Raw genomic sequence first — 19,557 nt, 5'->3', positions numbered from 1 at the left:
TTCTTGCTCGGGCGGGAGATTCGAAGGAGGAGTTCGGTGACGAGCGGGAGCCCTGCGGCGAACGCGTCGGCACGTGCGGCGACGGATCACGCAACGGATCGACCATCACGAAGGGGATGTTCTGCCGTTCGAGGCATTGGTACCGGGATGCAGCCGGCCCGGCGAGGTCGAACAGCACACCGGAGGGTCCGCGCGCGGCGAGCCCGCGCAACCGCCGGTGGCTCCGTCACGCGGCGGCGGGTGTCCGGTGCGACGTCCTCCCGACCGTGGACCACCTTGGAAACCGTCGGCACGGACACCCGTGCCGCACCCTCACCAGGGAACCAAAGGCCTGCCGTTATGTGCGCCGGGCGGAAGCGGGGTCACTTGAGGCTGCCGAGCGTGACTCCCGAACGCCAGTAGCGCTGCATCGAGACCATGAGGATCACCATCGGGATCAGCGAGATGATCGATCCGACCACCACCATGCCGGTAAGGTCGACCGAGCTGTCCGTCTTCACCTTCAGCCAGGAATACAGGCCGAGCATGACCGTCCACTTGGTGCTGCTGCGCAGGAAGACCAGTGGCCCGAAGAACGAGTTCCACATGCCGACGAAGCCGAGGATGAAGATGGTCGCCGCACCGGTGGACATCAGGCGGGCGCCGATCGTGAAGAAGATCCGGTACTCCCCCGCGCCGTCGATACGTGCCGCCTCCAGCAGCTCGGGCGGGATGGCTCCCTCCGCGTACACCTTGGCGAGGTAGACGGAAAAGGCGTTGAAGAAGCTCGGGAGGATGATCGCCGACGGGGTGTCGACGAGGTTCAGGTCGGTGAAGAGCAGGAACGAGGGAATGGTGAGCAGGGCGCCCGGGATCAGGAACGACCCGATGATGCAGCCCATCAGGAATCCGCGGCCCTTGAAGTCGTACATGGCAAGGGCGTAGCCGCAGGCCACACAGATCAGGGTCATACCGGCGGTGCCCACGAACCCGTAGATCAGCGTGTTCCGCATCCAGGTGAGGAAGATGCCGTCCTGGTAGGTGAACAGCTGCCGCAGGTTGCTCCAGAAGTGGATGTTCGAGAACCACAGGCCGTTGGTGGTGTAGAGGTCCCGCTGGCTCTTGGTCGCCGAGACGATCAGCCACCAGACAGGGGCAAGCGAGTAGATCAGGAAGAGAACCAGGCCCGTGATGACGAGTGCTTTGGTACGGGTGGCCTGGTGGGGCTGACTACCCTCGCTGCGCCGCCGGAGCGGCTTCGTGACGGCCGGCTTCGGTGCGACGGCGCGGCCGTTCGTCCTGTCCATGGTCGTGGTCATGAGGTGGGCGCCTTGTTCGTGAGCCGGTAGAAGATCGCCGAGGTGGTGCCGACGACGACCGCGAGGATGATCGACAGGGCGGCTGCGTAGTGGAACTCGCCCTGGTTGAAGGCCCAGTCGTAGATGTCCATGATCGGGGTGAAGTCACGGGTGACTGTTTCAGGCGTCATCGACCGGAACAGCACGGGATCGCTGAATATCTGCAAGGTTCCGATGATGCTGAGCACACTGGTCAGCACCAGGGATCTACGGATCAGCGGCACCTTGATCGACCAGGCGATACGCCACTCCGACGCCCCGTCGATGCGGGCGCTGTCATAGATCTCGGTTGGCAGCGCCCGCAGCGCGGAGTACACGATGAGCATGTTGAAGCCGATGCTGCTCCATGCGATCAGATTGCCGATGGAGATCCAGATCATGGAGCCGCTGTAGAAGTCGGCGCTGATTCCGAGGAGTTTGAAGAACGGTGTCAACGGCCCCACAGTCGGACTGTAGATGTAGATCCAGATGAGCGTCGCGACGATGCCGGGGATCATGTAGGGGATGAGGAGCGCGATCCGGAATCGGTTGGCGACTCGTTGCGACGCCGCGTCGAGGAGCAGCGCGAGTCCCACGGCGGCCACTTGGATCAGCGGGATGCTGATCGCTGCGAAGAGGGCGACCCGGCCCATTCCTCCCCAGAAATGGGTGTCCTGGAGCCCCTTCGTGAAGTTGTCGATTCCGACGAACTCGACGGTCTTGGCCCCGAATCCCAGGCCTGAGCTCTGCTCCCGGTACAGGCTCTTCTTGATCGCCATGACGATCGGCGTCACGGTGAAAAGCCCGAACCCGAGGAAGAACGGCACGGTGAGGGAGGCGCCCTTGAGCGCCATCACTCTGCGCCAGCGCAGACGCTGCGTGCGGGGGCGCTGCTGCTCGACGACGGTCATGTTGTCAGCCCTCGACGTTGATGTTCTTGGACTTCAGGTCGGCGACCGTGTACTTCTGCATGTGCTCGAGCGCCTGCCGGACTGTGATCTTCTTGGTGACGATCTTCGCCCACTGGTCCTGGAGTTCGGCGAACACGCCGGTGTAGTTCGGCCCGACCACCCAGGAGTCCTTGGCACTGGCGACCGCCTTGAGTATCACGGGCTTCGCCTTGGACCGGTGCGGCCCGAAGAGCTTGGGCGGGACGGCGGCGTCCACCCACGGGGACGGGTCGGGGATCGCGCCGGGCCAGATGTACTGCTTGATGTCCTTCCGGTACGAGGCGTTGATCGCGTCCTTGGAGGTGTTCAGCCAGACACCGGCCTCCGTGGCCTCCTTCAGGTGGGCGCAGCCCTTCGGCACGAGCATGCCGCTGTTGGCGTTGTGCGCCTGCGTGGTGAACGATGTCGCGTCGGAGAACTGCGGGTAGTCGATCGGCTCCCAGTCCCCAAGCGACTTCTTGTAGTTCAGTTCGTAGTTGGCCAGCTGCCAGGTCTGGGTCGGCAGGGAGACCATCTTGCCGGAGTCGAAGTAGCTGATGAGCGCCGGCCGGTCGGTGTACGTCTGGTTGGCGACGATGTCGTTGTCCACCAGCTGCTGGATGATGTTGGCGGACTTGAGAGACTCGGGAGACAGGAAGTCCACCTTCCACTTGTCCCCGTCCTGCTTGTACCAGGAGCCGCCGGCCTGCTGGACCAGGTTGACCAGGGTCGACGGGTCTTCGCCGGCCAGGTTCATCACGTAGATGCCGTGCTTCTTGAACTTCTTGCCGGCCGCGATGATGTCGTCCCAGGTCTTGGGGGGCTTGATGCCGTACTTGTCGTAGACTTTCCGGTTGATCACCATGAACGAGGGGTTGAAGCCGGTCGGGATCGCGTAGTCCCTTCCCCCGGCCTTGATGGCGGGAACCGCTGCCGGGATGAAGAGCCCCTTCTTGACGTAAGGCTCCAGGTACTCGGTGATGTCGGCGAGCAGTCCCTCACCGACCAGGCCCGGGATCTCCCCGAGGTTCTTGGTCAGGCACGGGACGTCCTTGCCCGAGGCGACGGCGTTGCGGAGGTTGGCCATCGATCCCGGGCCGTCGGCCTGCCTGACCAGCTTGATCTTGATGTCCTTGTGGGTCGCGTTGAACTTGGCGGCAACCGGCTCAGTGCTCTTGGCATCGTCCCAGGTCCACCACGTGATGGTGACCGGGCCCTTTGCGTCGGAGTCGGTGCCGCCACCGCCGCCGCAGGCGACCAGGGTCGCGGACAGCGCCATCGCGGTGGCGGAGGCCAGTACGACCTTTTTGCGGTTCATGAAAACCCTCCCAGGAGTCCGGGCACGAATGACGATCCGATCGGCTGCCCGGCCGTGCGTGCTGGAGCGGAAACCATCACAGAAATCGCTCTCTACGGAAGCTAGGCGCTCGTCGCCTCCCGAAGCAAGATGTCAGACAGGAAAATCCTCTGTTAAGAGCACTGCCCGCCCTGCGTTGGACCAAGGCTGCATCCACGAAGACGGGGTACGAAGCAAGCTTCTAAAGAGATCGCTTACTATGAATCGATACAGGATTCCGCACGCCTCGCGCGGGCCGGGCGGGTCATCGGCCGGGCGGGTCATCGGCCGGAGGTCCGGATGGAGTCCCGGATGACGGCATGTGTGCCGAAGACCTGGTGCTCGCTCTCGGCGCGGACAGAGCCGCTGATGAGCTGGGCGCTGGTGGAAAGCCCCTGCACCCGGCCCAGATAGCTCACCCGGCGGCGCCCGGAACTGGGCGCCCCGTCCCCAAGCGGCCGTTACCCGGCGCCGGTCGCCGCCGCGGCGGCGACCGGGGGTAGCAGCGCACCAGCGCTGGGGTCGCCCATCAGACAGTTCATGAAGTCGTTGAAGACGACCGGCAGTTCCGCGTTGTCGCTATGCGGGCGCCGGACCGTGCGTGCGGTGCGGGGCAGCGCCGCCAGTGCGGTGTCGCGGTCGGCCGTGACGGCCCACCGTGGTGGTGATCGAGGCGAACGTCTCCCCCGGGGCCGGCGACAGCGACCACTGGTGCTCGCGGCCGGTGGGGCCGGCGAGCAGGACGTGCCGGTTGTCGTGCCGGTCGGCCGGCTCCGCGCGCCAGGAGCCGTCGTGGTCGATCTGCCAGGCGAGCACGCCGGCCGGGCCCTCCAGCCACGCCATGGGCAGCAACTCGGACGACGGCCACGACCCGGTGCTGGCCAGCGCGAGGCGGTCTTGGAGCCGGTCTGCCCGGAGCGGGTCATCCCGACGTCCACCAGTTCCGCCTCGGTCGGCGGCGTGCCTTCCCAGCGGTACTCCCCGCTCCACGGGTTCACGGCACGGAACAGCGAGCCCCGGTGCTGCCACCGGGTACGGGTGCCCGGCGGCGAGGCCACGCCGCCCAGCACGAACGACGAGACGTTCCCGATCCGCACCTGCCTGCTGCCCGTCGTCAGCTCGCCCCAGCACCCCACCACCGGCAGCTCCCCCGTGAGCAGGAAGTGGACCGCGAGGCAGACGCACGTGGCTCTCGGGAGATATCCCGAAGTACAGACTCAGGGCGCCGTTACCTCGTTTCTCGATCACAGCCTGCCCCTCCTTCAGCCGTCGGCGGCGTCACTCGGCCGCCGGTATCGGAGCGCCAGCGGAGTGCGGGTACTCCGGGTTCGCGAAGTCCTCACCGCGTGCGAACCTGATCACCTCGTCGACCACGTGCTCTCCCATCCGGCGCAGTTCGTTGCCGACGGAACCGGCCATGTGCGGAGTGAGGAAGACGTTCTCCAGGTCGTAGAGCAGGTGGTCGGCGGGCAGTACCTCGGGGTGAGTGACATCGAGGATCGCGTTGAGGCGCCCTGCGGCGAGTTCGGCGAGCAGCGCGTCCTGGTCGATCACCGCCCCCCGGGCGCTGTTGATGACCGTCGCACCGTCCGGCAGCAGCGCCAGCAACTCGGCCGTGATCATGCCTCTCGTCTCGGGCAGCAGCGGAGCATGCACCGACACGACGTCGACCGACCGCATGAGTTCGGGAAGACCAACCAGGTGTACGCCGAGAAAAGCGGCCTCCTCGACGGACAGGTACGGGTCTGCCACGACGATCCTGAGGTCGGTGCTCCGCCGCAGGCGCTCGATGACGAGCCGCCCGATGCGTGAGGCACCGATCAGGCCCACCGTCCGCCGGTAGTTGCCCGCGTCGGGGAAGACCGCCTCGCGGTCGATGAAGTCCCTGCGCGCGCGGTACAGCCTGGCGGATTCGAAGATCCGCTTTCCGGCCAGAAGGATCATGGCAACGCTGTACTCGGCCACCGGAACAGCGTTGACGGCGCCGGCATTGGCGAAGCGCAGCCGTTTGGTGAGCACCGGATTGGCATGCAGCAGCGGCGACAGGGCGGAGCCTGCGGCGCTGACCACCGCGGCGAGCCGAGGAGCACAGGCGAGGGCGTCGGCGTCCAGCGGGGGGCACCCCCACCCGGTGAGCAGGACGTCGGTGTCGGCGAGTGCGGCGCGCGAGGACGGGGAGGTGAACTCAGTGAGGATCTGCGGGGACACCTTCACGGCCCCTTCCAGGCGGCGCCGGACGGCATCGGGGAAGAGATGGTCGGCCAGGCCGGGGGGTGACATCGCGAGGGTGCAGCGGATGTCCGAGGCGGCTCGACGGCGTTGCTGCAGAGTCATGAGTTAACGTTTTCTCTCAGAAAATCGCATGACAGGGAGACGTCAGATAGAAAGCGATTGCTACGCGCCGAGACTACGGAACCCGGAACGAGCTGGCAAGCATGCCGCCGGTTCCCTCGGACAGCCGTCACTCGCCGTCCGGTGCCGGCCGTCATCCGGCCGGGGCGGACTCCCGTCCCCGGCCGGATGACGGCCGCACTGATCGGGGGCGCTTGCTGTGCAGTACTTTCAGAGTGTGACGAAGACAAACAGCGACGGCGACGGCGAGCGGTCCGGCAAGACGGTCCGCGGTGGAAAAGGTGCGAAGAAAACGTTCCCCGTGGCGAAGGAAGGGCCGCAGCGCCGCGCGACCCTGAGCGACGTCGCGCAGATGGCGGGCGTGTCGAACGCCACCGTCTCACGTGTCCTCGCCGGCAACTACCCGGTCTCCGTGACCACGAAGAACCGGGTGATGCGCGCGGTCCGCCAGCTTGACTACGTCGTCAACGCCCAGGCCCGGGCCCTGCAGGCGGGTGCCAGCCGCACCATCGCCTTCGTCCTGCACGACATCACCGGGCCGTCCTTCGCCGAGGCCGCGGCCGGAGTCGAGGAGGAGGCCGCCCGCCACGGCCGGCTGTGCGTCGTCTGCACCACAAATGGCAGCCAAGAGCGCCAGTCGGAGGTCATCGACCTCATGCGTGCGCAGGGTGCCGAGGCGGTGATCCTCATCGGCGGGGCCGACAACGACGAGGAGTCGCACAGCCGGCTGGTGTCCTACGCCCGGTCCCTTGCCGCGGCCGGCTCCCGACTGGTGTTGTGCGGCTGCCCACCGCCCAGGGAGCCGCTGCCGGTGACCGTCATCGACTACGACAACGAGGCGGGCGCCTACGCGGCCACCGCCCATCTGCTCTCGCAGGGCCACCGGCGGATTCTCTTCCTCGGCAAGGGAGAGGGATACACCACCTCGGAGGCACGGTTCGCCGGATACCTGCGGGCGCTGGCCTCCTTCGGCATCGAACCGGACCCCGCGTTGCAGGTGGTCGTCAACTTCAGCCGCGCGGCGAGCGTGCGCGCGATGCGGGAGGTCCTCGCCCGTCAGGTCGCGTTCACCGCCGTCTTCGCCGCCTCCGACATGACCGCGGCAGGGTGCATGCAGGTCCTGCGTGAGCACGGCAGGAAGGTTCCCGAGGACGTCTCCGTGGTCGGCTACGACGACATCCCGATGGCGATCGACATGACCCCTCGGCTGACCACCGTGCACGTTCCCTACCGGGAGCTCGGCCGGGCCGCCGTCCGACACGTCATGGAACTGGACCCCGCGGCGCGCCAGGACGTCGACTACGTCGTGCTGGGAACCCATCTCATGGTGCGGGAGTCGGTCGCACCGCCATCTGTCGAGCCGACCTGAGACACGGTCAACCGACGAGCGATTCCACGGCGAAGGACATCGGTCCTGCAGCGAGCCGATGGGCGGGCCGTACGCCGGGCCCGCCAGGAAGCGCTGCCGATGCCGTGCTGTGCCGCGTCGAGCGCCAGGTACAGGTGCCCGTCGGGACGCAGGTCCGTAGTGTGCCCGGCCACGTCCAGTGCTGCGGCGGACCAGGGTCGCACCGCGAGCGAGAAGGGTTCGGGACCGCTCACCCGCAGACTGCTGCCGGCCGGTCCGCCGTGCAGCTCGGCCCACCGCACACCTGTCCTGCTGCCGTTCTCCCGCGGGAAGAGATAGGGGGTCTGAAGCTCCTCGACGCGGGCGGTGAAACGTCCGATCCGGGCGGCGGCGCACGTGTCGGGATACGCCTCGCCCGGGCCGCCGCCGTACCAGGTGAGTGTCGTCGGTGCCGCGGGCAGAACGATGTCCAGTCCGACGCGGGTAGTGGCATGTTCCAGTCACCGGCCGGGGTGACCTCGACCCGCAGCAGCACACGGCCCGATCCGTTGTCCGGGGCGCTCCACAGGTAGTCGGCGAGGATCGCGGCGTCGCTGCCGGCGGCGGCGATCCGGGTGGAGACGGCGAGGCCGTGCTGGCCGGTCCTGATAGCGTGGACCTTGTGTTCCAGTCGGTCGAGGCCTGCTTCTCGCCACCGGCTCGCCTCGGAACCGCCCCATCCCCGTAGGTCGTTGTCGGTGGGGGCGCCACACACCCACCTGCAGCTCCTCGAAGCGGAGACCGCCGATCCGTAGCAGCCGGCCGCGGGCGGCGTCGAACTCGGCAGGTCCCACGGTGATCAGCCCGGCGTCGGTCGATGGCTGCAGCAGGCGGACGGAAGCCGGGGCCGAGGGTCAAAGACGTGGCCTCCGGTCGGCGTCACCGGCACGGGCAACTCGCCCTCGGCCAGGAGCAGCCCCTCGTCCTCCACCCGCTTCGCCTTCGCCGGGGCCGTGGCCCTCAACCACGGCCCCGGCGAAGGGTTCTGCCCCCGTGCTGTACTGCTGAATGGCAGTCTCGTCCAGCGGCGTCAGGAGACGGTGAACATCTGGTGGTCGGCGCCGTCGAACGGGCGCTGCTCCAACTGGTCGCCCTGGGCGCTGCCCGCGGTGAGGTAGAGACCGCTGTGACGGTTGAGGAGCCGGATACGGCCGTTGCCCGCGTCTTCCGCCAGCCATTCGTCGTTGGTGTTCGCGTTGGCTTCGTACGGGTACTGGACGGCCTTCGCGCCCGCGTCGCGGGAGGCCCGCATGATGACGACGTCCTTGCCACTGGCCTGGTTGACGATCCGCGTGTATCCGTCCCCGAGGGGCACGAACGCGAAGCGCTGGTTGGTGCCGCCGGTACTGGTCCAGCGGATGATCTCGGCGTCGTTCGCGAGGCTTCTGCTCTTCACGTCGAGTACGTGGCTGCTGCCGGCGATGGCCACCGTGCCGTTCCCGGTCGGGATGGCCGGGACCTTGGTCAGCCTGACCACATGGCCGCCGTTGGCGACCGCCGGGACGCTCAGTGTGTCACCTGCCTGGATGACCTTGCTGGTGCGGGTCAGACCGTCGGAGCCGTCGGTGGTGATCTCCGCGTGCCAGGTGCCGGAGCCGAGGAACGTGGTCGGGTAGCTGATGGTGGCGGCGCCGCCGCGCCTGAAAGCCCCGACGAACCAACGGTCCCCGTCGCGGCGCGCGATGACCCCTCCGGTGAGCGGGTCGCCCGAGACGTACTTCGTCTCGTCCCACACGGTCGGCAGCATGCGCAGCCACCGCTGTGCCTCGGGCCGGGCCCGGTAGTCCGAGACGCGGCCACCGGGCAGCATGATCCCGCTGTCCAGGAGTACGCCGAGGGCGAGTTCGGCGGCGTCACTGTTCGGGTTGCCCTGCTGGAAGCTCATCGGCGAGTAGTCGGCCGGGCCCAGTACGCCGCGGGTGAACGGGAGCGCGGCCACGTGCCCGATGTCCCGGCCGCCGGGGTATTCCTCACCCCGGACGGCCTCATTGGTCAGCACGTGCGGCCAGGTGCGGTGGACACCGACGGACAGGCGCGAGCCGTGCAGGTCGACCATCAGCTTGTACCGGGCGGTGTCGGCCAGGGCCGCGTCGTACCACTGGTGACGGGCCCGGGCCTCGGAGCCCATGAAGTCCATCTTGACGCCGACGACACCCCACTCGGTGATCTTGCTGAACTCGGCATCCCGCTCGGCGGCGGTGTCCAGGTCCTGCCAGTGGTACCAGAGCATGATCCGCACGCCGTGATCCCGGGCGTAGGCCACGAGCTGGGGAATGATCGCCTGGTTGGCCTTCCACCCGTCGTCCACAAGAAGATAGGGCCATCCCTGCGAGGAGGCGTAGTCGGCCCACTGCTTGAGCTTGGTCAGGTCACGCTGGGTGGCCGACATGCCGTCCAGCCACGGCCACGCGGCGACACCCGGCTTGATCCACGAGGTGTCGGAGATCTTCGACGCGGGCGCGACGTCGTCGACCAGCGTGGACTCCACGATCGTCGCCGTGCTGCCGATGGCGGCGGTGCGCCACGCTGTGGTGAACGCACCGGACCGCACGATCTGCGCGTCGGCCAGCGCGACGGTGAACCGGCCGGTGCCCTGGGTGTGGGTGAACGAGCCACCGGAATAGTCGCCGTCCACACCGGACTCGGCGAGCAGCACCCGCGCGCCGTTGGCCTGCTGGGCGAACATGCCCATGTCGTAGGAGCCCGTCGGGACATCGGCGACAGCAGAGGTCACATACCCCCTCTCGTGATCGGGACTGAACACCTGCCGGGACAGCTGGGCGTCGGTCGGTAGTTCGAACGACGTCGCCTCTCTCAGCACCGTCGCACCCGACGGCAACTCGTAGCGCAGCGCCATACCGTCCGCGGACGTGCGGACGTGCACGGTCATCTGCGCGGAGCCCTTCGCGAACACCAGTCGCGTCTCGGTCGCGGACCGCGTCCGGACGCGGGACTTCCCCGCTTCGACCTCGTAGTTGTATAAGACCGGCGTATCCGTACGTCTGACGAACTCCAGTCCGGTGGTGAAGTCGGCCTGGCTGGTCACCAGCCCGATCGGAGCGGGCATCAGGGCTTGGCGGCAGTTCCAGGTCGCGCCGAGCGACAGGGCGCCGTTCGCGTCCAGCGCCACGGTGGCACGCACGCCGTCACAGCCCGTCTGTGCGACACCGGGCTGGACCGAGGTCCAGGTCCCCGGCGTGGCGGCGGATGCGGGCACCGCAGTGACCGAGCTTATGCCGGCGAGGGCGGCGGCGACCGCACCAGCGAATCGAATCCGGCTTCGTTGGAGGAGTTTCATGCGGCCTTCCGGGTGGTTGCAGGTGGCCCGCCGCGTATCACTCGCGCCGGGAGTCGCAGGGGAGATTGCCTTTACATCCCATCACTGTCAAGGAACTAGTCCATATCGTCCGGGAGTTATCTGGCTTCAGGGCTTCCGGTCCGGCTATTTATGGGATGTCTGTGGCATTGGTTGGGTGAGTCGACTTGCGTGCGCTCGGCCCGGCCGGTGGCCCGCACGGACCTTCGGCGGCCAAGGCCTACCTCGCCGACCGGCTCCACGGTCCGGGCCCGACACTCCTCGTCGTCAGCCACGGCCTGGGCTTCTCACCGCGTTATCCACGAGCTGTTCCGCGGGGCCGTACACCTACCGCGCGCATGGCTCTACGCCCAGCGACTCGACCGCTCCCCGCGCCATGCTGTCGGGGGCCGGATGCGACGCTCAGAACGTCAGCAGCATCGCGCTGAGCGTCGAGTTCAAGGATGCGTACCACTTCTCCCGGGCGTTCAAATCCCGTTTCGGACCAGCCCCGGCGCCCACCGCAGGACGGTATGCAGGGCACCTTGACCTGCCCTGGCGTCCGACTGCCGAGCCGTCCAGGAACAGGGAGACGGCAGCCCATGGGGGCTCCTGCTGTTGCCGGGAGCCCCCATGGAGGGAACGCTGGTCAGCCCATGCCCTGTAGGCGCCAGATCTGGTTCTTCTTGTTGTTCAGCGCGCTCGCGGGGTCGCAGGTCCACTGGTGGATCTTCGCGCCGGCTGCGGTCGAGATCTCGCTGACGTCGATGCGCTTGCCACTGTGGACGGCGGTTAGCTGGTAGTCCTTGCTGTTGCCCGGCGCGGTGACGGACTTCAGGGTGAACATCTGGTCCGCCCTCGGTGATCAGTCCGGAGCGGCGGCCAGACATGCGGCCCGCCGCACTGCCCGCATGCGGCGCAGCCGGCGCACGCCAGGCAGAACTGTTTCGGGGTGCGCAGGCACTCGCAGATCGGCGTGTAGCCGGGGTCACCCTCACCCTCGAACCGCGGTTCGTGGGTGAGGGCCGGTGTTCGAGAACTCGCGGGCCAGCAGCACGTTGACGACGAGCGTGGCCTCCGGGCCGGAGTCGGACAGACGGCCGACGGCGGTTCGCTCGTACTCGCTCAGGGAGTCCAGCAGACCGGTGCGGACGGCCGGACTTGCTCGCTTTGATTCCTCACACGCATGCCCCAGGCAGGGAGCGAGCCATAGCCTGAGCCAGTGGCTGCCTCCAGAGAGATCTTCGCAATCGATGCGGTGCGGAATCTCCTGACCGATCTCTATGCCGCTCCGGTCGCTGTCGACCATTGGGAGCCGATGGAGCCATGGACCGTAGCCCGGGTCTGGCTCCGAAGTGCTACGACGGTCCCGGAGTCCGTCGTTGTGAAGTGGGTGTCAGGCGGGCTACGGGACGCCCGTACTGCCTCGTGGCGGCTGCGTACCGAGCTGGCCGCGCTTCAGTTCCTCAGCCGGGACCTCGGGACCGGCCTTGCTCCCGGTGTCGTCGCCGCTGATGCAGCCGCCGGGTTCCTCATCCTGGAAGACCTGGCGCCCCGTGTGAGCCTTGACCAACTGCTTCGACGGGACGGCGCGGCAGCGCACGGCGAACGACTGGCCGCGTTCGCCCGCGCCCGCGGTGCGCTGAGCGCGGCCACCGCCGGGCGAGCCGCGGCCTACTACGTCCGCCGGGCAGAGCTGGGACCGGTCGACCCCGCGGCAGAGCAGACAGGACGACTGGCCCCGTTCCGGGAGGCCGGAATCGAGCACGCCTCGGCCCTCGGGGTGCACCTCGAAGACCGGGCCGCACATGAACTTGGCTCAGTCATGGATGAGTTGGCGGCTCCCGGCCCCTTTCTCGCCCTGAGCAACCAAGACGCGGAAGCCAACAACATCCTGCTCCACGCCTCCGGACCGGCCGACGCCCGCCTCATCGATTTCGAATTCGCCGGCTTCACCCACGCGTTGACGGACGCCGTGTGCCTGTACGTACCAGGCCCAGCCTGGCTGACGGTGGGCGATCCCACCACTACGGGACTCGCCGACCACTACCGTCACGCCCTGGCCCTCGGCATCCCAGAGGCCGAGGATGACCAGCGGTACGGAAACGGCCTCGCCGCTGCCTGCGTGTCCTGGGCGCTGGTCCGTCTGCAACGATTCCCTCTGCTCGATGCCCGCCCACCAGGCGACCACAGCCGACTCCAGCTCATCGCAACGCTGGAAGCCACTGCTCACGCCTCCCAGACCCATCAGGCCCTGCCCCATCTCACTGCCTGGATCCGCCGCATCGCCGCCGTACTACGCCGTCGCTGGCCCGACGCGGACCAGGACTTCACCGACCCGGCAGGATTCCCGCCCTACCGGGCCCGCCTCTGACACCGAGCGCTCTCGCACGGTTCGCCACGCGGCTGGCCAGCCGGGACCGAACAGGCAGCTGTGACCGAACGTTGTCAATGAGGCCGAAACCAAGTGACGGAACCGGCGAGACGTGTGCACCGATCACACCAACGCCCTTGGGCAAGCGGCCGTTGGGCTCGGGTCGGGTCGGGTCGTGGTCCGGCGGCTCTGGGGTCACCGGTATTTCTGCCACCAACACCACAACTGCCTGTGCAAACACACCAAGCTGGAGATCCGGGCGAGCGGAAGTACGTGGAGGCCGCCGGGTGGGTCACCCCCGCGCGCACCTACGAGCGCGAGGTCGGCCGGTGCCGCACGGTCACCGTCGCGGGTGTACCGGCTCGGCGACGTCCGCGCGCTGCGGGAGTGCCCGGCGTCGACTGGGAAGCCGCCTGCGGTCTGCCCAAGGGCGCCCCGAGCCCGCTACGCGAGTACGCCAAGCTCACCCCGCCCCGGGCCGCCGCCGTCCGCGCCTTTGCGCGGGGGCCTCGCCGACCGGCACGGTGTGACCGTGTGGGCATGGAACTCGCCGTACTCCGGGCGCTGGGGGTTGGATTGGGGGCGGATCGAGGACCTGCCCACCCCCTGAGACCGTGCGCCGGGAGCTGGCCGAGGCCACGGAGGCGAGCGCCTATGTCTCCGACGTCGTGCTGTGCCCCGCCTGGGGGGAGAGAGATCACCCGCGAGGTCAGGGAGCTGTTCCAGCCGGGTCGCGCCGCCACCCTGGACACCGAGACCACCAACTTCCGTCGCGTGCACACGAGTTGCTGGCGCCAGCAGCAGATCCATCCGGGCTTGCATCGACGGGCATTCCGGAGAGTGAGTGTCCGCTCCGGCTGCCTCACGTACTGTGTCTTCGCATGACCGACCCCGAGATCGAGATCACCGCAGAGCTGGTGCACGACCTTCTCAAGGACCAGCATCCGGACCTTGCTGGGCTGCCCATCCGCGAGGTAGCGGGCGGCTGGGGCAACCAGATGTGGCGCCTTGGGGATGAGTTGGCCGTGCGCATGCCGCGCACGGAAGGTGCCCCGGATCTCCTGCGCAAGGAGTGCCGGTGGCTGCCTGTCCTGGCCCCGCGTCTTCCGCTCCCGGTTCCGACGCCTGTGCGGATCGGCGAACCGTCCGCGCGCTTCCCGAGGCCATGGACCGTCATGACGTGGGTTCCTGGCGAGCCACTGGACTGCACCTCGATCAGTCGCGGCGACCACGCGGCCGACACTCTGGCGGGCTTCCTCAGGGCTCTCCATGTGGAAGCGCCCTCTGATGCGCCGGCCAGTTCGGATCGCGGCGCTCACCCCAAGAAGTGCACGGGCGGCTTCGAGAAGTTCTTGCAAGCCATTGCCCCCGGTGGCTTTGCTGCTGACGTCCGGGCCGTCTGGGACGTCTGGGACGATGCTGTTGCGGCCCCCGAGTGGGAGGGCCCGCCGGTATGGCTGCACGGTGACCTCCATCCCGCGAATGTCGTCGTCTCGGACGGGACGCTCTCGGGCGTGATTGATTTCGATGCCCTGTTCGCCGGCGATCCGGCGTGGGACCTCGCGGCCGCGTGGGTGCTGCTTCCCGCGGGCGCGGGCTCACGGTTCTTCGAGGTGTACGCGCATGCGGACGAGGCGACGGTCCGGCGCGCCCGAGGGTTGGCTGCCCTGAAGAGCCTTTTCCTCATCCTTATGGGCCAGAACGGGGAGCGGGGCCTTCCCGGCGGCAAGCCGGCATGGGGACCCGCGGGCCGGGCGGCGCTCGATCGTGTTCTGACATCCAGCTTGCGCTGGCCCTCTCCCGCATAGGCCCCGCTCCCATCTCGGAGTGAGGCGGACGCTAGGTCTGGATCGGGTCGGTCTTCTTTTCCGGGTGGGCGGCGGCAACGTATCTCATTGCGGTCGCGCTGCAGACGCCGAAGACGCGGATGAGGCGCATCGGGCCGGCGGTCTCCCGGGCTTCGTCGAAGGGCCGATCCTGCCGCAGTTTGCCTGCGCTGATGCCGACCGGGTCGAACGGGGACTTGAGAGGTGCCGGAGGGCAAGCGGCTGTCGGCGCTGTCCCGGCTGGAGAAGGCGTCGCGGGTGATGACGGCGGTCTGGCGGGTGCGCCCGTCCGCCGCGAACCGCTCGCGGGCCGCGGCGAGGATCGTGGCGCGAGTGGCGCCGGAACGCCGTGCGGCCTGCGGGTTCTCCGTGGTGCCGGTCATGCCAACAAGCGTAGGCCAACAGGTGTTGACAGTCCAGAGCTACGGCCCTACGTTTGCCAACAAGCGTTGACCAACAAGCGTTGGCAAGGCCGCAGTCGCTGGAGGCCCCGGTGCCACCGGCGATACCCCTTGAGCGCCCGCCAGATCTCCTCGTGCCACAGGCAGCGAGCGTCGGGAGCGTCGCCGGATCCACTACGGCGGTGGCCGCCCTCAGTGCCGTGGGACAACCGACAGCGAGAGGAACTACCGAAGATGGCCAAGCTGCAGAGCCTGGACCCGAATACGCCGATGGTCGCGCAGTTCAAGGAGAAGACCGGACCCATCGTCCTGGCCAACACCTTCGTCGTCCCAAAGGAGAGGACTGAAGCGTTCCTGGCCCTCTTTCGGAGGCAGGCGGAGTTCATGAAGGCTCAGCCGGGATTCATCTCCCTGCAGATGCACAAGGGAACGGCGGACAGCCAGCTTCTGATGAACATCGCGGTCTGGGAGTCGACCGAGGCGCTCGCCACGGCGCTCGGCAGCCCGGAGTTCCAGCGCATGGCCGCCGAGTTCCCCGACGACATCGTGTCGTACCCGCACATCTTCGAGCAGATCAACGTATGACACGGCAACTGCAGCCGGGGGAGGGCAGCCGAGAAGCCCTGCCCTCCCCTGGGCAGTCGCACATCCATACACCATGCCGGGTCGCCAAGGCCGAGCCCGAAGCCGACCGCGCTTTGCGCCCCACCACGCGTAGCCCCGTCCCTGAAGAGGAGTCACCATGCCCGTGGAACTGAATCACACCATCGTCCCCGCCCGTGACCCGCAAGCCTCGGCGCAGTTCCTGGCCGACATCCTCGGCCTGAGTGTCGATCCGCCGGTGGCACACTTCACGCCGGTCACGCTGGCCAACCAGGTCAGCCTGGACTACGACCAGCTGGACGACTTCGAGCCACACCACTACGCGTTCATGGTCAGCGAGCAGGAGTTCGACGCCGCCCTCGCCCGCATCCAGCACGGCGGAATCACCCACTACAGCGATCCCGCATGCCAGGAGATCGGGCAGATCTATCACAGTAAGCACACCATGGGCCGCAGGGGCACCTACTTCCACGACCCCGACAGGCATCTCATGGAAATCCTCACCCCGGGCGGCGCCGGATCATGAGGCAGATGGCGGCCCAGCGGATCATGACTTCTGGTGCTCTGACCGGAAACGATCAGCGGAGTGGTGTGATGGCCGAGTGTCTACGGCGGGGTGGATGTCGCGCAGGTCAACTCAAGGTCGTGGCACGGCCCGTCAGTTCTCTGGTCTAGGGTCGCCCGCATGGCTGAGCCCTCCTTTCTGACCGCCGTCCGCGAGTCGTACGACACGGTCGCCGCCGATTACGTCGAACGTGTCCCGCCTCCAGCCGCGATGGACCCGCTGTCACGCGCGATGCTGGCGGGCTTCGCCGAACTCGTGCGGACGGCCGGTCTGGGGCCGGTCGCGGACCTGGGATGCGGCCCCGGCCGCGTGACGGCGCACCTGGCCGGACTGGGGGTGTCCGTCTTCGGCGTCGATCTGTCACCGAAGATGATCGGGCTGGCCCGGCACGCCTATCCGAACCTGCGGTTCACCGCGGGCTCGATGACCGCGCTGGAGATGAGGGACGACGAGCTCGGCGGCCTCCTGGCCTGGTACTCCACCCACCACACGCCTCCGCAGTGGCTGCCGACGGTGTTCGCCGAGTTCCACCGCACGCTCGCGCCCGGCGGCTACCTGCTCTGGGGAGACTATGTCGGCGATGAACGGCTTCAGCCCACCCAGGGCTACGGCCATCCCGTGTCCTACGAGTCGTATCTCCTGCCATTGAACCGCATGATCGGCCTGCTGGAGCAGGCCGGACTCGTCGTCACCGCGAGGCTGGAGCAGGAGCCCGGCGGACGAGTGAAAAGACCGCACGCCTGCCTGCTGGCCCGCAGGCCCGAAAGGCCCTGACGGGGCTTGTTCCTGTGAGGGGGTTGACGTAGAACGAGCACGGTTCTTGTGGATCATGGAGTTCTCTACGCTTCAAGATCCGCAAGGTTGCCGTGTCGGGAACGGGCGCCGTCCTACTTCTTGATCTTGGCCACCACCTGGCGTGCCAACTGGATGCCCACGTCGCACTTCTTGCCGGTGAGCGCCTTGTTCTCCCTGCTGGGGTCAGCGATGTCGACCCGGAACTGGTCGAGGCCGACGTTGACGTCAACGAAGCACTCGGACGTGATCTCGTTGTACTGCGACGCGCCCTCGAAGCCCGAGAAGTCCTGCTTCTCTCCCTTGTCCAGGTCGTTGACCTGAGCGCCCACGCTGACGGTGAGGCTGACGATGGTCTTGTCCTGCATCCACCAGCAGCCGAGGACGTTCGGGTAGTCGGCCGGGAGCTGCCCCTTCGAATCCTGGATTCCGGCCGCGGCCAGGGCTGCCGGATCCAGCAGGCTGCAGTAGTCGAGTCCCTTCAACGTTGCCGTGGTCGAATCGCTTTCGTCCGCGGAACCCGTGTTGGAAGCGGACGTGCTTCCGGGAAGACCTGATGTTGTGGACGCCGATGTGGTGGATCCCGAAGACTTGGGCGAGGAGCCCGAACTCCCGCCACACGCAGCAGTCCCCGCCAACACGATCGCTATCGCCGCGGTCGCGGCCACGTGTCGTTTGTGTGTCTGCACGGGCCAAGGGTGTCACAAGTTCCTGTCGTTTCGCGCCCTCATGTGGGAGCCGTTTGCGCAGCGTAGCCCCATTGCGAGCCGAAGAGGGCCGCTCTGGGTGCCTATGTGATCGCCCTGGCCTTCGGACTCGTATCCGACGATGCCAGGGCAGTGCCCCCTCCTGGCCGTATGAGGTGGACATGGGGGCGACCACGGTCTGGGAGTCCTGGGCCGGGGTGGCCCGGGACGGGCAGCCGCGCGAACTCTCGCTCAGCCACTACGCCTTCGGAGCCGTCGACGACTTCCTGTTCCGCCGGATCGCGGGGATCCGCCCGGGCGCACCTGGTTACTCGACCATCGAGTTCGCGCCCGACATCTCCGCGCCGCCTGCTGCTCCCATCCGGCCGGCACACGATCACCACCCGTTCATCGTGACTGGAGAGAGAAAATGTCCCACCCCGTTCCCACCACCCTCCAAGAGGCGCTCGCGGGCGTGGATCCCGGCTTCATGGCGCCTCTGCTCGACATTCCCGAAGCCCACGTCACGGCCGGCATCGCCCTCCAGATGGCCCGGGAGGTCAACAGCGCGAAGACCGAGCTCTGGGCCGGCGTGCGTGCCGAGCTCCGGGCGGTGCCGGAGCACCCCCATCTCACCGTGATGGTCCATGAGCCCGACGGGCGTAAGCGGCCCAGCGGAGCGCTCCTGTGGCTGTTCGGCGGTGGCCTCATCACAGGATCCGCCGAGCACTTCAACGACGCGGCGTCCGCCTTCGCCGCCGAGTTGGGCGCGCTCGTCGTCGTCCCGGGCTACCGGCTCGCACCCGAGCATCCCTATCCCGCCGCCGTCGACGACTGTTTCGCGGCTCTCGAGTGGATGCTCACCCAGCCGAGGAACTCGGAATCGACCCGCGACGGATCGTCGTCGGGGGTGAGAGCGCGGGCGGCGGGCTTGCCGCGGCCATCGCCCAGCGGGCTCGCGACGCCGGCATCGATCTGCGCATGCAGGTGCTGGTCTCACCCATGCTGGGCGACCGGACCGTCGTCCGCGCGGAGAGGGAAGGCCGCGTGAGTGTCGTGTGGACGGTGCCCTCGAGCAGGTTCGCGTGGACCAGCTATCTGGGACACTCCCCCGGCGAAAGCGAGGAACGCCCCTACGCCGTACCCGCCCGCCGCGAAGACCTCGGCGGACTCGCCCCGGCGTGGATCAGCGTCGGGGAGATCGACCTGTTCCATCAGGAGGGCATCGACTACGCGCGGCGCCTTGGCGAAGCAGGTGTGGTGTGCGAGCTGACGACGATCCCCGGTGCGCATCATGCGTTCGAGCTGGTCGCGCCCGAGCATCCGGTCGTCAGAGAATTGCAGCGGGCCAGGGTGGAGGCGATGCGAGGGGCTCTCCGCCCGGCGGACTGACCAGCGCGACAGCCCCGCCCCGGTCGCTCGCAGTCATGCCAAGGGGTCGGGGTGTCCATCTGGCGGAAGACGCCGACGGGCCTGATCAGAGGATCTCACCGGCGTCTGCCGGCAGCGTGCCCCCAGTCGTAACCATCACGAGCCTGCCGGGTCGGTCGGCGCAGGTGGAGCCGGGGCCAGGCGGTCATTGCGGGGACGGCGCGCAGTATGCCGTCGAGGGCGTCCTGCGGGCGCTGCCGCCGACAACGCCCGCACGCGCGTGTGCTTCCCACCTCGCGCTCGCGAGCTGGAGCGTGGTCATGC

At 67.9% G+C, this 19,557-nt stretch carries 18 protein-coding genes and 2 pseudogenes; 8 read left to right on the top strand and 12 right to left on the bottom strand.

The annotated features are described in order from the left end of the window. Window positions 1-70: 70 nt before the first annotated feature. The 7 genes and pseudogenes from ACFZDL_RS45730 to ACFZDL_RS45700 all read right to left on the bottom strand — a co-directional run. A pseudogene (locus ACFZDL_RS45730) lies at window positions 71-341 on the bottom strand (hypothetical protein); the annotation flags it as partial. Window positions 342-362: 21 nt separating this feature from the next. Next, window positions 363-1,298 carry a carbohydrate ABC transporter permease gene (locus ACFZDL_RS45725; RefSeq protein ID WP_353596722.1) on the bottom strand — a complete coding sequence of 312 codons (936 nt, stop codon included), beginning with the start codon at window positions 1,296-1,298 and terminating at the stop codon, window positions 363-365. Continuing rightward, complete coding sequence (locus ACFZDL_RS45720) at window positions 1,295-2,227, bottom strand: sugar ABC transporter permease (protein WP_353596721.1); 933 nt, start codon at window positions 2,225-2,227, stop codon at window positions 1,295-1,297. The genes ACFZDL_RS45725 and ACFZDL_RS45720 overlap by 4 nt, the downstream gene beginning before the upstream one ends. 4 nt (window positions 2,228-2,231) lie before the next feature. Further along, the gene (locus ACFZDL_RS45715; RefSeq protein WP_353596720.1) at window positions 2,232-3,563 is read right to left on the bottom strand and encodes an extracellular solute-binding protein; all 1,332 of its coding nucleotides are present in this window, start codon (window positions 3,561-3,563) and stop codon (window positions 2,232-2,234) included. 299 nt (window positions 3,564-3,862) lie between these two features. Then, window positions 3,863-4,000: a hypothetical protein gene (locus ACFZDL_RS45710; RefSeq protein WP_353596719.1), complete on the bottom strand. Its 138-nt coding sequence runs from the start codon at window positions 3,998-4,000 to the stop codon at window positions 3,863-3,865. Between the two features lie 160 nt (window positions 4,001-4,160). After that, window positions 4,161-4,424 carry a hypothetical protein gene (locus ACFZDL_RS45705; RefSeq protein ID WP_353596718.1) on the bottom strand — a complete coding sequence of 88 codons (264 nt, stop codon included), beginning with the start codon at window positions 4,422-4,424 and terminating at the stop codon, window positions 4,161-4,163. Between the two features lie 435 nt (window positions 4,425-4,859). Then, complete coding sequence (locus tag ACFZDL_RS45700; RefSeq protein WP_353596717.1) at window positions 4,860-5,915, bottom strand: hydroxyacid dehydrogenase; 1,056 nt, start codon at window positions 5,913-5,915, stop codon at window positions 4,860-4,862. A gap of 235 nt (window positions 5,916-6,150) precedes the next feature. On the opposite strand from ACFZDL_RS45700, the gene ACFZDL_RS45695 reads away from it, so the two are divergent. Next, window positions 6,151-7,302, top strand: a complete 1,152-nt coding sequence (locus ACFZDL_RS45695; RefSeq protein ID WP_353596716.1) for a LacI family DNA-binding transcriptional regulator — start codon at window positions 6,151-6,153, stop codon at window positions 7,300-7,302. On the opposite strand, the gene ACFZDL_RS45690 is transcribed toward ACFZDL_RS45695, so the two are convergent. The 4 genes from ACFZDL_RS45690 to ACFZDL_RS45675 all read right to left on the bottom strand — a co-directional run bounded on the left by ACFZDL_RS45690 (window position 7,233) and on the right by ACFZDL_RS45675 (window position 11,924). Continuing rightward, the gene (locus ACFZDL_RS45690) at window positions 7,233-7,781 is read right to left on the bottom strand and encodes a hypothetical protein (protein ID WP_391194426.1); all 549 of its coding nucleotides are present in this window, start codon (window positions 7,779-7,781) and stop codon (window positions 7,233-7,235) included. The two genes, ACFZDL_RS45695 and ACFZDL_RS45690, sit on opposite strands and share 70 nt — an antisense overlap. A 569-nt stretch (window positions 7,782-8,350) precedes the next feature. Beyond that, window positions 8,351-10,537: a glycoside hydrolase family 97 catalytic domain-containing protein gene (locus ACFZDL_RS45685; protein WP_353596715.1), complete on the bottom strand. Its 2,187-nt coding sequence runs from the start codon at window positions 10,535-10,537 to the stop codon at window positions 8,351-8,353. Window positions 10,538-11,264: 727 nt separating this feature from the next. Further along, a complete protein-coding gene (locus tag ACFZDL_RS45680) occupies window positions 11,265-11,462 on the bottom strand; it encodes an RICIN domain-containing protein (protein WP_353596714.1) in 198 nt (65 codons plus the stop codon). Between the two features lie 147 nt (window positions 11,463-11,609). After that, on the bottom strand, window positions 11,610-11,924 hold the full coding sequence (locus ACFZDL_RS45675; RefSeq protein WP_353596713.1) for a hypothetical protein: 315 nt from the start codon (window positions 11,922-11,924) through the stop codon (window positions 11,610-11,612). Window positions 11,925-11,999: 75 nt separating this feature from the next. Here ACFZDL_RS45675 and ACFZDL_RS45670 point away from each other — a divergent pair, with 75 nt between their 5' ends. The 5 genes from ACFZDL_RS45670 to ACFZDL_RS45650 all read left to right on the top strand — a co-directional run bounded on the left by ACFZDL_RS45670 (window position 12,000) and on the right by ACFZDL_RS45650 (window position 17,158). Further along, window positions 12,000-12,989, top strand: coding sequence for a hypothetical protein (locus ACFZDL_RS45670; RefSeq protein ID WP_353596712.1), 990 nt, complete (start codon window positions 12,000-12,002; stop codon window positions 12,987-12,989). 881 nt (window positions 12,990-13,870) lie between these two features. Next, a complete protein-coding gene (locus tag ACFZDL_RS45665) occupies window positions 13,871-14,797 on the top strand; it encodes an aminoglycoside phosphotransferase family protein (RefSeq protein ID WP_353596711.1) in 927 nt (308 codons plus the stop codon). 653 nt (window positions 14,798-15,450) lie between these two features. After that, window positions 15,451-15,801 (top strand): antibiotic biosynthesis monooxygenase family protein, encoded by a 351-nt coding sequence (locus ACFZDL_RS45660; RefSeq protein WP_353596710.1) that lies wholly within the window; start codon window positions 15,451-15,453, stop codon window positions 15,799-15,801. A 157-nt stretch (window positions 15,802-15,958) separates the two neighbouring features. After that, the gene (locus tag ACFZDL_RS45655) at window positions 15,959-16,345 is read left to right on the top strand and encodes a VOC family protein (RefSeq protein WP_353596709.1); all 387 of its coding nucleotides are present in this window, start codon (window positions 15,959-15,961) and stop codon (window positions 16,343-16,345) included. Between the two features lie 159 nt (window positions 16,346-16,504). Further along, window positions 16,505-17,158, top strand: coding sequence for a class I SAM-dependent methyltransferase (locus tag ACFZDL_RS45650; protein ID WP_353596708.1), 654 nt, complete (start codon window positions 16,505-16,507; stop codon window positions 17,156-17,158). A gap of 113 nt (window positions 17,159-17,271) precedes the next feature. Here ACFZDL_RS45650 and ACFZDL_RS45645 read toward each other — a convergent pair whose 3' ends face one another. Next, window positions 17,272-17,817, bottom strand: a complete 546-nt coding sequence (locus ACFZDL_RS45645) for a DUF3558 family protein (RefSeq protein WP_353596730.1) — start codon at window positions 17,815-17,817, stop codon at window positions 17,272-17,274. On the opposite strand from ACFZDL_RS45645, the gene ACFZDL_RS45640 reads away from it, so the two are divergent. Together ACFZDL_RS45640 and ACFZDL_RS45635 are read left to right on the top strand one after the other, a co-directional pair. Continuing rightward, complete coding sequence (locus ACFZDL_RS45640; RefSeq protein ID WP_353596729.1) at window positions 17,733-18,503, top strand: hypothetical protein; 771 nt, start codon at window positions 17,733-17,735, stop codon at window positions 18,501-18,503. The genes ACFZDL_RS45645 and ACFZDL_RS45640 overlap by 85 nt on opposite strands. Further along, window positions 18,410-19,254: pseudogene (locus tag ACFZDL_RS45635) on the top strand (alpha/beta hydrolase). Before ACFZDL_RS45640 ends, ACFZDL_RS45635 begins: the two are co-directional and overlap by 94 nt. Window positions 19,255-19,557: the final 303 nt, after the last annotated feature.

Origin of the sequence: Streptomyces sp. NPDC007917 (genome assembly GCF_042959105.1) — a bacterium.
Lineage (GTDB): Bacteria > Actinomycetota > Actinomycetes > Streptomycetales > Streptomycetaceae > Streptomyces.
Note: the sequence above shows the minus strand (reverse complement) of the source record. Positions and strands in the feature narration are given on the sequence as shown.